Below are 16,318 nucleotides of genomic sequence, written 5' to 3'. Positions count from 1 at the left end.
ATTCGCATCGCCTTACACAGCTTCTAGTACTAACAGGTCGTCAAATTTACCGGGCCCTGTGTATGCAACATCTGCCAGTGTTTTACTTTCCAACACTTGCATAAAACTGTTTGCTGCTTCAGCAAATACCCCTCGTAAATTACAAGAGGTCCTAATCGGACAGAGTGTTCCGTCGCAATCTACTGGCTCAAGCGCCGGTTCCATTTTTCTGACAATATCCGCCAATGTAACAGAGGTACTGTCGACAGCCAAACTGATCCCACCTTGTTTGCCACGGCTGGATTCTATATATCCAAGCTGCACTAATTTCTGACTTACTTTTTGTAAGTGGTTCAGGTTCATATTGAAAAACTCAGCCAATTGCCCTAAAGAAACTTTAAAGCCGGGCGGTTTTTCTGCGAGAAATATTAAAGTTCTCAGCGAATAATCCGTAAATCTAGTTAATTGCATGATAAAAACACTTAAAATAAACTGACTAGTAGCGGGTCAATGAGTCTGTGTATTGCGATGCCTATCAATACAGAGCAGACAATCAATACAGACAAATGGCTCACTGCCTGAAACCAGCAAGCTTTTATTCGGGGAGACATTTAACTTACTACGCCGTTGCAGTACAGTTAAACCGGTATAAACCAATTGTGCAGGTGTTTAAACAAGCACAATTGGTTACAAGATACCATGGATTATAAATTAAGCAAACTTTAGCGTTACTTCTCTGCCTTTCAGAGATTTTGGCTTCACGTTTGACGAATAAAGTTAGTTTTCACTATAGGTTTGCGCAGCAAGTTCTTCTACCCAAAATTTAGTCGCGCCACATACTGCGATTGGCATCACAATCATGTTGACGAGTGGGATCATAGAGCAAAGACTGGTTATAACGCCAAAGCCAAAACAGTTTAGTTTATTCTGACGCAACACCGCTCGCATCTTGTAAAATGGAACTTTGTGATTGTCAAAAGCAAAATCACAGTATTGCAGAGCCATTGTCCAGGCAATAAATAAGAACCAGAGTATCTGTCCGCCAATTGGTAAGATAAAAAACAATAATAGAAAGCCTAACGCTCGCGGTAAAAAATAAAGTTGCTTTTGCCATTCACGTTTTAAAGTTCGACCTATTTCATTGAGTAGTTTAAATTCCTGTGGTGCTTTAGCGGCTAATTTGGGGTTAAGCTTTTCTTCTACTTTGGAAGCCAATAAACCATGAAATGGCGCTGCAATAAAGTTAGCAATAGTGGTAAACAAAAAAGCAAAAACAACAAAAAATGTGATCACGATTAGGGGCGTGACTAAAACATTTAGCCAAGCTAGCCAGTCTGGCAACCAGCTATTGGCAAACTCTAACATTTTGTCGGTCTGGCCGATTAACCAATAAAAAGCAGCACCAAACAAGATGCAGTTTACGAGTAGTGGGATATACACAAAACGCCTAATCCCTTTTTGGTTAATAAGTGAAAATCCATCGGTGAAAAATTTAATACCTGAAGTCATGGTTCTTCCTAAAAATTACGACACGTTTATCTTTGCATAAAAATAATACAAATCAAAAATAAGCTCTGATTTTAATGTTAGTTTTTGCGCTAAAAAATTGTGCAAGTTAACTTCATTTGATATGTTTCATCTTTCTATTTTCAAGGTTAGATGAAGTTTATTAACCGCAATGCGACTTAAACAAATAAAACTAGCTGGCTTTAAGTCATTTGTTGATCCTACAACTGTACCTTTTCCGGCGCAGATGACTGCTATTGTAGGGCCAAATGGTTGCGGTAAATCAAATATTATTGACGCGGTACGTTGGGTATTGGGTGAAAGCTCAGCAAAAAATTTACGTGGCGACGCAATGACGGATGTTATCTTTAATGGTTCAAGCGCCCGTAAACCCGTATCTCAAGCTAGCATAGAATTAGTTTTTGACAATAGCCAAGGCAGAATAGAAGGTGAATTTGCCAATTACAACGAAATTTCTGTAAAACGTTCTGTTAATCGCGATCCCACTTCTGCTTATTATCTTAATGGAACTAAGTGCCGTAAAAAAGATATTACCGATTTATTTTTGGGGACGGGATTAGGTCCGCGCTCATATGCGATTATTGAACAAGGCATGATAAGCCGTTTAATCGAATCTAAACCGCAAGAACTCAGACTGTTTATTGAAGAGGCGGCAGGTATTTCAAAATACAAGGAAAGGCGCAGAGAAACTGAAAATCGTATCAGGCATACGCGAGATAATTTAGAGCGTTTAGAGGACGTTTTAAGTGAATTACAACAGCAAATTGAAAAGCTACAACGACAAGCCAGTGCCGCTAAACGCTATAAAGAGCTCAAAGCTAAAGAACGAAAATTAAAAGCTGAATTAAGTGTATTACGTTGGATAAGGTTAAATGGCCAGGCGGATGCCATTGGCGCAGATATCCAAACACTGGAATTAAAGCTAGAAGAAGTGCAAAGCCATCAGCGTGGGGATGAAGCGCAAACGATTAAATTGCGCCAACAGCAATTTGAATTAAGAAAAAATGTAGAAGATAAAACTCAGCAACTTTTCAGTTTGGCGCAAGATATCAGCAAAATAGAACAAACCTTATTACACCAAAAAGAAAAAAAGCAAAATTTACAGCTTGAAAAGTCTCGCTTAAGTGATGATCTGATTCGGTTAAACGAGCGTGCAGAGCAAGATAGTGAGCATGTAGAAGAAAGCAAGATCATGCTGCAAGACCTGTTGCCCGAATTAGAATTACAACAAGAATCGTTGCTTGAAATTGAAGATGCTTTGGCAATCGCAGAAGGCGAATTACAGCAATACAGCCAAAGTTGGGAACAAAAAGCAAGGGAATATTATCAGCTTGATAATGCTATAAAAGCTAAACAGTCGCAGTGCCAAAGCATTCGGCACATCATGTCAACTCAACAGCAGCGTATTGCACAGGCGCAACAAGCGTTGTTGGAATTTACCGAAAAACAAGGTGCAGACCTTGAGCAACTTTCAGAAAAATCGCATATTACGCAAGCTCGTATCGAAACGTTACAGGAACAGATTGCACAGACGCAGGATAAACTTCAATCTAATCAGCAGAAGCGAAGAGACCTGCAGCTACAAGCCAATCAGTGTACCGAGCAATTGCACCAAAGCAAAGGCCAACTAAGTTCATTTGAAGCTTTGATCAAGCATCAAAGCGAAGATAAACAAAGCCAAATGCTGGCGTTACTGGCGCAGCAAAATATTGAGCACTCAGGGTCTGTCTTTACACATATCGAAGTCGAAACTGGATGGGAACAAATTGTGAGTAGCGTTTTGTCTAACTGGTCAAATGCGGTACTTACACAACAAACCGTGCCGGTTTCACTAGAAAAAAATGAAATTGGCATTGCACTATTTAGTGAGAATTGTTCATCCCATAGATCGCTTGATTTGCGTAATACTTTGGCTGAAAAAGTGGTCGCACCGCAAGGGATTAAACAGATTTTAGGCAAAATATCTATTACCGAAGATGCAATTGAATTTGATCCCACATTATTACCGGAAGGTAGAGATAGTTGGGTTGATTCGAGTGGTAATTGGTGTGGCCTAGACTGGCAAATTCAGATTAAAGCGCAACAAGATAATATTTTTTTATTGCAGCATAAGCAGCAAATAGAATCAGAAAATGTCGCTATGCTGGCGCAACAATTAGATGCTCTGACAGAAAAATTGGACGACTGTGATAATCACAAAAAGCAATTAGAAAATGAATTGAGTGAGTTTCACAATCAACAGTATGCGCTTAAAAATGAGCTGACAAGAATAGAGTCAGAGTTAACATCGGCTGAACAGCAATTGGCGTTTAAACAAGCTCAAATCGAAAAATTAACCACTGAAATTGAACAAAATCAACAGCAATTAGCCATAGATGAAGAAAGAGTTGAAATACTTGAAGATGAAGTTGAAGAAGAGCAACATCAATTATTAGCGCTAGAAGCTGAAAATAATGCAGGGCAATCAACCAGAGGCACCTTGCAAAACCAAGTGTCGGACACCCGAGCAAAAAAGGAAAAAGCACAAACCTTAACGCATCAATTACAATTAAAGGTTGAGCAAAGCAAACATACAGCACAAACTAGCGAACAAGCTCTTCGTCTATCACAAGAAAAAATTGTAGAGCTGCAGGATAGATTAGAAGAATTAACCGCTCGTTTGATTGAAATTGATGAACCGCTAGATGAATACGCGATAGAGTTGCAGCAATTATTAGAAGATAAAGCGCAAACTGAGCTTGAAAAAACTGAACTACAAGAGCAATTACAAGATGTTGACGAACAGCTTAGCGTGCTGGAAAAAGATCAGCATGGCATTATGGCCGAAACACAAAAATTAAAAGATCAAATTGCGCAGCTTAAAATTGATCAAGAAGGTTATCGAGTACGAGCAAAGTCGGTGATAGAAGTGCTATCAGAATTAGAAACCAATGTACGAGAAGTTGCCCAGCAATTGCCTGCTGACGCTCAAGAGCAAGCTTGGGAGCAGGAGCTCAGTAAAACCAGTCAATCTATTAATCGGCTCGGCGCAATCAATTTAGCTGCAATTGATGAGTACGAACATCAGTCGCAACGCAAAGAGTATTTAGATGCACAGCATCTAGATTTAATCGCCGCACTTAATACGCTTGAAGATGCGATACGTAAAATAGACAAAGAAACAAAAAGTAAATTTAGAGACACTTTTGAAGCAGTCAACAGTGACTTAAAAGCCTTATTCCCAAAAGTTTTTGGCGGGGGCGCTGCGTGGTTAGAGTTAACAGATGATGATTTGTTAGATACTGGTGTTACAATAATGGCTCGACCACCGGGTAAAAGAAATAGTACTATCCACCTACTTTCTGGTGGGGAAAAAGCGTTAACTGCATTATCATTGGTATTTGCAATATTTCGACTTAATCCCGCACCCTTTTGTATGTTGGACGAAGTGGATGCACCACTGGATGATGCCAATGTTGGGCGATTTTGCCGATTGGTTCAAGAAATGTCATCAAGTGTGCAATTTGTGTTTATCTCGCACAATAAAATTGCCATGGAAATGGCAACACATTTAGTGGGTGTAACCATGCAGGAGCCGGGTGTTTCTAGAATGGTTGCGGTTGATATTGAAAAAGCGATTGAACTTGCTGAATTAGACTAATAATACGGGTTGAAGATGGAATCAGATTTAAGAATTGTTCTTATGGTTTTAGGTGTACTGGCGATAGTGGCATTAGTTGTGCACGGAATTTATACAATTAGAAAAAATAAACAATTACAAGCAGAACAACCTGAATATGAGAATAGCAATGAAGTTGAAGATGAAGTGATCTCATCCGCCAGAGTTGTACAAAAAACAACGCCCGAAAGCAAGCCTGAAATGCAGTCATCGGCTAAATCGGTGGATATTAAAAACTCAATAAAAGATAAAATAAATAAAATTAAACAGACTTCAACTGATAATAAAGACGCAGTTAAAAACCGGGTTGAACCTGAGATTGGTGGTGAGCAGTTACAGATGTCACTGAATGAAATTGATGAGGATAATCATGATTTTGGTGATGATTTATTTGAACAAATAAGTGCCCGAGAGAGCGAGCCAATGGACAATTCTGAAGGTGATAGTCCAAAAATGAGTAAGCAAAATGAAGACTCACAGAGAAAATCGGCAGCCAGCGAACCCGAAGAGGTTTTAATATTGAATGTTGTTGCCCCAGAAGGGCAAACAATGTCAGGTGCTGTTTTATTGCCGACCTTATTGACGTTAGGATTTAAGTTTGGTGAGTTTAACATTTTCCATCGACATGAAGATGCGGCAGGCTCAGGGGAAGTTTTATTTAGCTTGGCAAATATGTTTAATCCGGGGACATTTGATATCGACAATATCGAGCAATTTACAACGCAAGGTGTGTCATTGTTTTTAAGTTTACCGGTGAAAGGGGATGCACAAGCTACTTTTAATATGATGCACAATGCCGCGAAAAAGATCGCAGCAGAGTTTTCCGGCCAGGTGCTGGATGGCCAGCGTAGTGTGTTAACTAGACAAACTGTGCAACACTATGTTGAACGCATCCGTGAGTTCGAACGTCGGCAATTGCTAAAATAGCCAACGCTAGCTAACATTATATCCATATATAAAGATGCCTCGGCGCGTCCATATTGCGAGGTTTGCAGCCTTTATCGCGTAACGCCGCAAACCACTGCGAATATCGCGTCAAGGTATTTAAAGGTTAGCTTGCTTGTAGTTTTTGTAAATCATTCCATAAATCAAAAGCGCGCGTCTTATCCGCGCTATCTAATTCACCATTTTCTACGGCTTGTAATAACGACTGAGTAGCCGCTTGGTTTAGCGCGTCAATTTCTAATTTATCATCCATTTCTAGGTAACCGGCCGCCAGCATGATATGACCACGCAGATAGCCGCTAATAAATAACATGTCGTCGTCGGCAGTGCTCACCATATCGTCCAGTGTTTTTTCAATTTTATCTAAGTAATTTTGGGCATTTTGACTGACTGAAGTTGTCATTATAGGGTTCCTGTTAATCTGTAATAGAATAAAGCACTGAATCGTGATATCCGGTGGTAATTTTAATTAAACCTTTGTAGCTCTTGGCTACATTTTGATCTAGAACATCGATTATCAATGGTCGACCTTGCAAAGCTTTAAGTTTGCTTTTAGTTGAAACAACGATGGTATTATTTTTGCCAATTGCAGCTAATGTTTTGGCAGATAATTGCTGGTTACCGCGACCAAATAGGTGGCCTTGTCCGCCTATAGGACTGACAATGAGTTTAGTCTTCGGGTAATCTGCTAGCAATTCTTCAATTTGCAAAGCGGTTAAATCTTTGCCTATTAAATTTTCCTGATATACCGCATCTATCCCTAGTAAAGTTGAATCTAGCTGCAATTCATCCATTAAACTTTTGGTTGTTGCACCCGAGCCTATTAAATATAAGGTATCGTCTTCCATATTCTCTATTATATCGGCGCATATGTCAGCCAGTACAAGCTCATCATGCTCTATACCACCTTGTTTAACCGCCTGAATATAGGTTAAATCCATTGGTACAGGTAATTCTCCATACCGTTTTGTTTTCACTATACCTTGTCGAAATGAACTTTCATCTATATCCATAACGTCTGCGTAACTGACGCTAAGCATTTCGCCGGTCAGTAATTTTTGCAGTAATTTACCAGCTGCAGATGGGGTTACTGAATATACACCAGAATGAATTTTGCACCCTGCAGGTATACCTAAAACCGGAATATCTTTATTTAATGCTTTAGTCACATTGCGGGCTGTCCCATCACCACCAGCGAATACAATAATATCCAGATCAATATTTTCAAATTCATTTATTGCATGTTCAGTATCGCTGGCTGATGTTTTGCCTGAAGTGGTGTGTACGATCGAATGTGAAAACTGCAATTTTTGGCAAATGTGCTCACCCATTTGGCCAGAAACAGTATAAAATTCGACTTTATTTTTGTAGTCAACAACATGTTGCAAGGTGCGTAATGCTTTTTCTTCAGCTTGTGGCGTTGCACCAAGTTGAATTGCTTGTTGTTGAATATTTTCGCCGTCACTGCCTTTTAATGCGACACTGCCACCTAAACCAGCGACAGGGTTAATCAACAGTCCAATTTTTAATTTTTTCATTTATTTGCTACCTTTTACCACTCACAAGTGATTTGTTGGTATACCTGTTTAGCGCTCTTCTACGGTAAACTTTTTAATGCTAAAAGGGTGTTTGACTTGATAAAAATCAGCCAATGCAATACCAAGCAGTTTTGCTCTGGTTGGCAATTTTCCTGCTAAATACTGCTCGACTTGTGAATAGATCCTGGCACGAAAAGCATGTCTGTCGGGCGTATAGCTGCCATTTAAATTGTCACAACTGACTTTGAAATCAAAACCAGCACAAACAGAGAGAATCCACTCGATAGCTTGCGGTTTGATCTCGACAAATTCAAACTTTTGTTGCTGCTGCTTGTTTCGTCCATCAGGATTATACCAATAGCCGTAATCTAATTGTTCTCTGCGTTTTGGACCTGCTAAACACCAATGGGCGATTTCATGCAGGGCACTGGCGTAAAATCCGTGCGCAAAAACAATTTGATGATATTGGGTATTTTCATCTGCGGGTAGGTAAACCGGCTCATCGTGGCCGACAACCAGCTTTGTATTATATGTTTTGAAAAAAATTCGCTCGAATATACGAATTAGATCTTCAATTTTATGCAGTTTACAGGCAGACATAATGCGTTTGGGCTTCAACTACTCTTTTCTTTAGAATGCAAAGTCGCGTATTTTACGTTTTATCAAAGTAAAAATCTGCATGGCCGGGAAATAAATTGATTTCTACGGGTAAGCGGAACAGAATTGTCGTTTTACTGACTTTAAAAACATCAGGAAATAATTATTTTTTCTCATATACGCAAAAATAAAAACAATCACTTATGCTGGCTTCTTTTTGCCGTTTTAGCGTTTGCCGGAAATTCAGTTGTTTGTCGGTTAGCCTTGTATTCAGAGCACATTGATCCGATTAGCTTTACTTCACTTCGTTTGTCTAGTGGGGCGGTAGTTTTATTTTTATTGGCTTATTTTAAACAAGATCAGTCTCATTTGGTTAGCAATGTCATTAAGCCTAAACATTGGTTTTCAACTGCGTGTTTGTGTTTGTATGCCTTTTTATTTGCTTATGCATATTTACAGCTTCCGTCGGGTACGGGCGCGCTGATTCTTTTTGCCAGTGTGCAATTAACCTTACTGTTGTTTAGCTTTTTAGCGGGTCAAAAATTTGCTCGAAATGAATGGATTGGTATGGGACTTGCCACAATTGGCATGTTGTTGGTGACTTTGCCAAATTCACAATCAGCAGACTTAGGTTATGTATTTTTAATGGCTTTGGCCGGTATTGCTTGGGGTGGGTATACGCTGGTAGGGCGCGCATCTCAAATGCCTATTTTTGATAGCAAAGTGAGCTTTATGTTGTCAGTACCCGTTGCGATGGCTGTGTTTGCTATGGTTATGCTGCTAACAGATAGTGTCAGTTGGCAATCCATAGGCATAGGTTATGCGCTAATATCTGGTGTTTTGTGCTCAGGGTTAGGGTATTACGTTTGGTATAAAGTTTTGCCGGCCATATCTGCCAGTCAAACTATTGCCGCACAGTTGTCAGTGCCAGTGGTCGCGGCTATCGGTGGCTTATTATTTATTGGAGAGCCTATTACTTTGCTGTTTATACTGGCATGCGCTTTTGTTTCTGCGGGTGTATATTTGGTTTTTTTGCGTATATAATACGCGTCCGCAAAATTGTACTCAATTTACGATTGAGCCCTAACAAACAGGTAGATATATGAAATATGTAGTTGCAGCTTTATATAAGTTCACAAGGTTGAATGACTTTGAGCAGTTAAAAGAGCCATTGTTAAAAGTGATGACGGACAACCAGGTGAAAGGCACTTTGTTATTAGCCAACGAAGGGATTAATGGCACAATCGCGGGTTTTCGTGAAGGTATTGACAATGTTCTAAATTGGTTAAAGCTAGACGAACGTTTTAACGACATCGGGCATAAAGAATCATTAAGTGAAGAACAGCCTTTTTACCGTACTAAAGTTAAACTCAAAAAAGAAATTGTCACCATGGGCGTTGAAGGTATTAATCCTGAAGAGGTGGTTGGCACTTATGTAGATCCTGAAAATTGGAATGATTTAATTTCTGATCCAGAAGTATTATTAGTGGATACGCGTAATGATTACGAAATTGCCATTGGTACGTTTGAAAATGCAGTTGATCCGAAAACCAAATCATTTAGAGAGTTTCCCGAATACGTTGAAAAACACCTAGATCCTAAAAAGCATAAGAAAGTTGCGATGTTTTGTACTGGCGGCATTCGCTGCGAAAAATCGACTGCATATTTAAAAGAGCAAGGTTTTGAAGAGGTGTATCACTTAAAAGGTGGCATTTTAAAATACCTTGAAGAAGTACCTAAAGAAAAGACGATGTGGAAGGGTGAGTGTTTCGTTTTTGATCAACGTGTAACGGTAGACCATGATCTTAATCAAGGTAGTTACGACCAATGCTATGCTTGCCGTATGCCAATTACTGAAGAAGAAAAACAATCTGAGTTATACGAAAAAGGGGTTAGCTGCCCGCACTGTTATCATCAAACGACAGATGAAGACAAAAAACGATTTGCCGAGCGAGAAAAACAAATTCAACTCGCCGAAGCTCGTGGTAAAGCTCATATTGGCGACAAAGAGACAGTAGGTCTTTAATCCCTCCTTTAATTTTTGCTAATTTAATGGTGCTGTTGCGTTGTCAAAGCCAATAGCGCCACTTATACTCAACAGAGCTGTTGTAATTCATTTTCGGCTATTTTTCCCTTTTCGGACAAAAAATGTGCAGTTGGCTGATTTTATTACATATTCAGCTTGCCAAATAATGAGAGCAGACTAAATTTGAAAGAAGTAAGCCAAATAAATCACGGTATTGATGTAAGGAACATTATGTCTACAGAAAACGCATTACTCACTATACTTGCTGAAAAAATAAAAAATGATTCTTTAGTTTTGCCAACATTACCGGAGGTCGCAATACGAGTTCGGGAAGCTGCTGATGATCCAGATGTTAACTTGCATCAAATGGCAGATGTTATTTCACATGATCCAGCACTATCAGCACGCATGCTTAAAATTGCCAATAGTGCATATATGGGGCGCTCAGTTAAAGTCGCTACCTTAAATCAAGCGGTAACGCGTATTGGTTTAAGGCAAATTAAGAATATCGCAACCGCATTGGCAATGGAGCAATTATTCGTCTCTAAAAACGATACGGTTAAAGCTGCTTTAGATAAAGTCTGGGGGCTCACGGTTGAAGTTTCATCAGTTGCGATGGCGCTGTTAAAACATTATATCAGCCGTAATAAACACACATCTTTAAATTTAGATACCATTACGCTAGCTGCGATGGTTCATAATATTGGCGTATTACCGATATTAACTGAAGCGGAAAGACATCCAGATGTTTTTGCGAACCCAGCGTTTTTAGAAGGCGCAATATCCAGATTAGCGGGACGTGTTGGTGGTTCTATTATGCGAGCGTGGGATTTTGGCCCTGAATTTGTGACAGTTGCAGAGCGTTGGAATGATAAACGTTATGAGCCTGAGTCAATTGCTTATATTGATTTTGTTAGGGTAGCTGCGATATATGCTGATGTCATGCCAGTAGACGGTGAAAAGTCTGAAGTCTACGCTTCGTATGTTGCCAAAGGGGTTATTCCGGATGTTGAGTATATGGAATCGGAAGAGTTTATTGAGCAATATACAATTGCAAAATCTATTTTTGCTGATTAATTTAACAGGATAAGTTGTTTTTGTGGGTCAACATGGTTGGCCAATAAAATATCGCGGTGTTTATTGCAGTCGGTAGTACTGCAATAAACAAACACTGCGATATCTTAATCATCAAATTGTATTATTCTGGGGTTGTAAGCTCTAATACTTCAGTTAAACGTTCTATAAACCTTGTTAACTCACCGGCCATGAGCGCGAAATCTGCATCTAATCTTGCCAGTTTATCTTCATCCGTGATGTCTTCGTTCTGCTCTTTCATTACATCGCTGAATTTAATGCGCTTTATAGAGTTGTCTTCACATAAAATGCATGAAAGGGTTTCACCCCAGTCAACCGCGATTTTAGTTACGTGTTTTCCATTATCTAAATGATTTTGCAAATCTTCAGAATCGAGTGCTAGGTTTTTACACCTTAAAATGCCTTCATCTTCAGCAAAATCTTTTAACTCAACTTCAGTACCTAAGATAAAGTCTGAAGGGTGGTTGCCACGCATCCATTCGTCAAAGGTGAGCATTAAAGGTTGTTCTGCTTCTGGCGGAACGACGGGTAAAGTACCTAAGCACTTTCTTAAATAGGCAGTTAGCTCTTCTGCCTTATTTGGGCTGGAAGCTTCTACAATAATCCAACCACTTTCTGCTGCAATATAAGCTTTGATAAAACTGGATTTAGTAAAAGCTTGAGGCAAAAGTGTATGGATGAGCTCTTCTTTAATGTTCTGCTTTTCTTTACCTTTTACTTTTCTGCCTTCCGCTTGTTCAATTTCTTCTAGCTTTTCTTCCAGCATTTCCTTTACGACAGATGCTGGCAAGACGCGCTCTTGCTTTTTCAAACAGACTAAGTGAAATTCACCAGCACTGTGTACTAAAGCATTTGCTTTTGGGCTTAAAGCGGGCGACCATCCAATGGTATGCATTTCTGTTTTGCTAACGGGTTTAAAGCAAAATTCTTGTAATTTTTCTTCCAGTTGTTCAGCTGTGAACTCAAATTTTTGACTAAATTTGTAGTACAAGGCATTTTTAAACCACATTGTTTTAATCCTTACTCGATTGATATTTTGTTTATTTGCGCTTTTCTGCTTCGATCACTAAATCACTTGAAGGTTCGCTGCAGCAAGGTAAAAATTCTCCACGGCGAATAAATGCCAAAGGCTCTTTGGGATAGCTGACTTGACCTTCACACAGTACGGTGCGGCAGGCACCGCAATAACCATCACGACAATGGTAATGTACTTCAAGGTTTTGCGCTTCGAAATATTCTAGGAGGCTGTTTTTGCCGGATGATTGATAGTCAGAATAATCAATCCGGCATTTTATTGGTTGACTCATTGACGCTGCGATTACAGCTCAAATTCGCCAAAGTCGTCGGTGTTGACTTCGCTGTCAATTTGGCCAACTAGATATGAACTTATTTCTGCTTCTTGCGGGGCAACCTGTACGTTGTCACTGATTAACCAAGCATTAATCCATGGAATTGGATTTTGAGTTTGAGAAAATATAGCCGGTAAGCCAATTGCCATCATGCGAGTATTGGTAATGTATTCTACATATTGGCTTAATATTTCGACGTTCAAACCAATCATAGAGCCATCTTTAAATAGGTACTGAGCCCATTCTTTTTCCTGCTCGGCTGCACTGCGGAAAATTTCAATAATTTCTTCGCGGCACTCTAGTGCAATTTCTGCCATCACAGGATCGTCCTGACCATCAGCCATGATGTTTAACATGTGCTGAGTGCCAGTTAAATGTAATGCTTCATCACGCGCAATCAGCTTGATGATTTTAGCGTTACCTTCCATCAGTTCGCGTTCAGCAAATGCAAAACTACAGGCGAAACTGACGTAAAAACGTATTGCTTCCAGTACATTTACTGCTGCAATACATAAATAGGTTAGGCGTTTTAGCTCGCGCACAGTGACAGTTACTATTTGATCGCCGACTTCGAACTCACCTTCACCGCGAGTATGGTAAAGCTGACAGCACTGTATTAGATTATCGTAATATTGAGATATGTCTTTCGCACGTTTTAAGATATGTTCATTAACGACAATATCGTCAAACACTAGACTCGGCTCATTTACAATATTTCGGATAATATGTGTGTACGATCGGCTATGGATCGTTTCGCTGAATGCCCAGGTTTCAATCCAAGTTTCCAACTCGGGTAATGAAACAATCGGCAACAAAGCGACATTGGGCGATCGGCCTTGAATACTATCTAATAAGGTTTGGTATTTTAGATTGCTTAAAAAGACGTGTCTTTCATGCTCAGATAGCTTTTGAAAGTCAGCTCTGTCGCGGCTTACGTCTACTTCTTCCGGTCGCCAGAAAAAGCTGAGTTGTTTTTCAATTAAGCGCTCGAATATCGGATGTTTTTGTTTATCGTAGCGCGCTACATTGACTAGGCTGCCAAAAAACATAGGTTCAGACAGGTAGTTCGTGTTGTTTTTGTTAAAAGTAGTGTAACTCATAGGCTCGACAAATTCTCAATGAAAGACAAAAAGGCCGTTGCTAAAACGGCCTTTAAATTATACTTATTTAACCCTGAATTGGATTAAATTTTACATGCACCGCCTGCGCAGTCATCATCTTGTGCTGCAGCTTTGGCTTCTTTTTGCGGATCTTCTGCACCATCACGCGTGTTGTGATAATACAATGTTTTTACCCCTAATTTGTAGGCATACAGCAAATCTTTTAATAATTGTTGCATTGGCACTTTGCCACTTGGGAATTTATTTGGATCATAATTGGTGTTTGCCGAAATTGTCTGATCAACAAATTTCTGCATCACTGCAACCAATTCCAAATAACCTTTGTTGCTAGGTATATTCCACAATAATTCGTATTGATTTTTAAGTGTCTCAAACTCTGGAACAACCTGTTTTAAGATACCGTCTTTACTGGCTTTAATACTGATATACCCACGAGGTGGTTCAATACCATTGGTTGCGTTAGAAATCTGAGAAGAGGTTTCAGACGGCATCAATGCAGACAATGTCGAGTTACGTAAACCAAACTGCTGAATACTTTGACGCAGCGCTTCCCAATCTAATTTTAATGATTCACTACACACAGCATCCAAATCTTTCTTGTAAGTATCTATTGGTAAAATACCTTGAGCGTATGTTGTTTCATTAAATTTAGGGCAGGCACCTTGTTCTTTGGCCAATTCATTTGATGCTTTCAACAAGTAATATTGAATAGCTTCAAACGTTCTGTGGGTTAAGTCATTAGCACTGCCATCTGAATAACGCACACCATTTTTCGCTAAATAATAAGCGTAATTAATAACACCTATGCCTAAAGTTCTGCGGTTTAAACTTGAGTTTCGAGCCGCGGGTACCGGGTAATCTTGATAATCTAACAAGCAATCAAGTGCCCGTACGGCTAGTCTCGACAATTCTTCAAGCTCATCTAAGCTTTTAATCGCACCTAAGTTAAATGCAGATAAGGTGCAGAGTGCAATTTCAGCGTCTTCGTCGTTGATATCGTGTAATGGTTTAGTCGGTAGCGCAATTTCTAAACACAAATTACTTTGTTTAATCGGTGCAACTTTGGGGTCGAATGGACTATGCGTATTACAGTGATCAACATTTTGTAGATAAATTCGACCCGTACTTGCGCGCTCTTGTGCAAATAAGCCAAATAATTCAGTGGCTTTAATCGACTTTTTACGAATTGACGGATCGTTTTCGTATTTAACGTATAACGTTTCAAACTCAGCTTGGTCAGCAAAAAATGCGTCATACAAGCCAGGTACATCACTTGGGCTAAATAAGGTGATGTTTTCATTTTTAATTAACCTATGGTACATCATGCGGTTAAATTGAACACCATAATCTAAATGGCGAACACGGTTGTCATCGACACCACGGTTATTTTTTAAAACAATTAAAGATTCTACTTCTAAATGCCATAAAGGATAAAACAGGGTAGCAGCACCACCACGTACACCGCCCTGAGAACAGCTTTTAACGGCCGTTTGGAAATGCTTGTAAAACGGAATACAACCTGTGTGGAAAGCTTCACCTCCACGAATTTCACTGCCTAGTGCGCGAATTCGACCAGCGTTTACGCCAATCCCCGCTCTTTGACTGACATATTTAACAATGGCACTTGACGTTGCGTTGATAGAATCAAGGCTATCCCCACATTCTATCAAAACACATGAACTAAACTGACGGGTAGGGGTGCGCACACCAGACATAATAGGTGTTGGCAAAGAGATTTTAAATTGAGAAATAGCATCATAGAAACGTTGAACATAATCCAATCTAGTTTCTTTTGGATAATTGGCAAACAAACAGGCTGACACTAATACATAAAGGTATTGAGGACTTTCATAAATTTGTCCAGTCACTCGGTTTTGCACCAAGTATTTACCTTCTAACTGTTTTACGGCGGCATAAGAGAAATTTAAATCGCGGGAATGATCGACAAAATCATTCATTGCATCAATTTCTTCTTTGCTATAATCCGCTAATAAATGCTGGTCATATTTTCCAGCTTCACATAACTTGACTACGTGATTGTATAATTGCGGCGGCTCAAATTGACCATACGCTTTTTTACGTAAGTGGAAAATGGATAAGCGAGCCGCTAAATATTGGTAATCCGGAGATTCTTCCGAAATAAGGTCGGCAGCAGATTTAATAATTGTTTCATGAATATCTTCAGTTTTAATGCCATCATAAAACTGTATATGTGACTTCATCTCTACTTGAGAGACGGAAACATTATTTAGCCCTTTAGCAGCCCAAGAGACAACTTTATGCAGTTTCTCTAAATCAAGAGGTTCTTTAGATCCGTTTCGCTTAGTAACAAAAAGCTGGTCAGTCATGCGAGTCTATTATCCTGTTCTTTTAATTATTGCCCAGTGGACATTGTTTAAATGTCATACACTACATATTGGGGCTGATTTCAGAATCAACACAAGATAATGAGGTTTGTTCCTGAAAGCAAGTTGTGATTTTAC

At 39.5% G+C, this 16,318-nt stretch carries 14 protein-coding genes; 5 read left to right on the top strand and 9 right to left on the bottom strand.

Annotated features, from left to right (window positions below):
- Positions 1-12: 12 nt before the first annotated feature.
- Both FNT16_RS16275 and cysZ read right to left on the bottom strand, forming a co-directional pair.
- Positions 13-450: an RrF2 family transcriptional regulator gene (locus FNT16_RS16275; RefSeq protein ID WP_143872575.1), complete on the bottom strand. Its 438-nt coding sequence runs from the start codon at positions 448-450 to the stop codon at positions 13-15.
- Between the two features lie 306 nt (positions 451-756).
- Positions 757-1,488 (bottom strand): sulfate transporter CysZ, encoded by a 732-nt coding sequence (cysZ, locus tag FNT16_RS16270; RefSeq protein WP_185976622.1) that lies wholly within the window; start codon positions 1,486-1,488, stop codon positions 757-759.
- Positions 1,489-1,657: 169 nt separating this feature from the next.
- Here cysZ and smc point away from each other — a divergent pair, with 169 nt between their 5' ends.
- Both smc and zipA read left to right on the top strand, forming a co-directional pair.
- Entirely contained in the window at positions 1,658-5,146 is a 3,489-nt protein-coding gene (gene smc, locus FNT16_RS16265; protein WP_143872574.1) for a chromosome segregation protein SMC, read from the top strand.
- Positions 5,147-5,161: 15 nt separating this feature from the next.
- A complete protein-coding gene (zipA, locus tag FNT16_RS16260; RefSeq protein ID WP_143872573.1) occupies positions 5,162-6,091 on the top strand; it encodes a cell division protein ZipA in 930 nt (309 codons plus the stop codon).
- Between the two features lie 124 nt (positions 6,092-6,215).
- Here the strand turns inward: zipA and FNT16_RS16255 are convergent, their stop codons facing one another.
- From FNT16_RS16255 to FNT16_RS16245, 3 genes are read right to left on the bottom strand one after another with little or no spacing between them, the layout of a single operon-like run.
- Positions 6,216-6,512: a YfcL family protein gene (locus FNT16_RS16255; protein ID WP_143872572.1), complete on the bottom strand. Its 297-nt coding sequence runs from the start codon at positions 6,510-6,512 to the stop codon at positions 6,216-6,218.
- A gap of 13 nt (positions 6,513-6,525) precedes the next feature.
- Positions 6,526-7,647 (bottom strand): ATP-NAD kinase family protein, encoded by a 1,122-nt coding sequence (locus FNT16_RS16250; protein ID WP_143872571.1) that lies wholly within the window; start codon positions 7,645-7,647, stop codon positions 6,526-6,528.
- 48 nt (positions 7,648-7,695) lie between these two features.
- Entirely contained in the window at positions 7,696-8,232 is a 537-nt protein-coding gene (locus FNT16_RS16245; protein WP_246072502.1) for an elongation factor P hydroxylase, read from the bottom strand.
- A 171-nt stretch (positions 8,233-8,403) separates the two neighbouring features.
- Here FNT16_RS16245 and FNT16_RS16240 point away from each other — a divergent pair, with 171 nt between their 5' ends.
- The 3 genes from FNT16_RS16240 (at position 8,404) to FNT16_RS16230 (ending at position 11,347) form a co-directional block, all read left to right on the top strand.
- Positions 8,404-9,288 (top strand): DMT family transporter, encoded by an 885-nt coding sequence (locus FNT16_RS16240; RefSeq protein ID WP_342779172.1) that lies wholly within the window; start codon positions 8,404-8,406, stop codon positions 9,286-9,288.
- 58 nt (positions 9,289-9,346) lie between these two features.
- Entirely contained in the window at positions 9,347-10,270 is a 924-nt protein-coding gene (gene trhO / locus FNT16_RS16235) for an oxygen-dependent tRNA uridine(34) hydroxylase TrhO (RefSeq protein WP_143872568.1), read from the top strand.
- A 231-nt stretch (positions 10,271-10,501) separates the two neighbouring features.
- Positions 10,502-11,347, top strand: coding sequence for an HDOD domain-containing protein (locus tag FNT16_RS16230; RefSeq protein ID WP_143872567.1), 846 nt, complete (start codon positions 10,502-10,504; stop codon positions 11,345-11,347).
- 121 nt (positions 11,348-11,468) lie between these two features.
- Here FNT16_RS16230 and rdgC read toward each other — a convergent pair whose 3' ends face one another.
- The 4 genes from rdgC to nrdA form a co-directional block, all read right to left on the bottom strand.
- Entirely contained in the window at positions 11,469-12,374 is a 906-nt protein-coding gene (gene rdgC / locus FNT16_RS16225; RefSeq protein WP_143872566.1) for a recombination-associated protein RdgC, read from the bottom strand.
- Between the two features lie 31 nt (positions 12,375-12,405).
- Positions 12,406-12,672 carry a class I ribonucleotide reductase maintenance protein YfaE gene (yfaE, locus tag FNT16_RS16220; protein ID WP_143872565.1) on the bottom strand — a complete coding sequence of 89 codons (267 nt, stop codon included), beginning with the start codon at positions 12,670-12,672 and terminating at the stop codon, positions 12,406-12,408.
- A gap of 11 nt (positions 12,673-12,683) precedes the next feature.
- Positions 12,684-13,814: a class Ia ribonucleoside-diphosphate reductase subunit beta gene (gene nrdB, locus FNT16_RS16215; RefSeq protein ID WP_143872564.1), complete on the bottom strand. Its 1,131-nt coding sequence runs from the start codon at positions 13,812-13,814 to the stop codon at positions 12,684-12,686.
- Between the two features lie 83 nt (positions 13,815-13,897).
- Positions 13,898-16,183: a class 1a ribonucleoside-diphosphate reductase subunit alpha gene (gene nrdA / locus FNT16_RS16210; protein ID WP_143872563.1), complete on the bottom strand. Its 2,286-nt coding sequence runs from the start codon at positions 16,181-16,183 to the stop codon at positions 13,898-13,900.
- Positions 16,184-16,318 lie beyond the last annotated feature (135 nt).

The sequence above is a fragment of the Catenovulum sediminis genome (genome assembly GCF_007289895.1).
Taxonomy (GTDB): Bacteria; Pseudomonadota; Gammaproteobacteria; order Enterobacterales; family Alteromonadaceae; genus Catenovulum; species Catenovulum sediminis.
The sequence above is the reverse complement of the archived record's forward strand: the minus strand, read 5'-3'. Positions and strand labels throughout refer to the sequence as shown.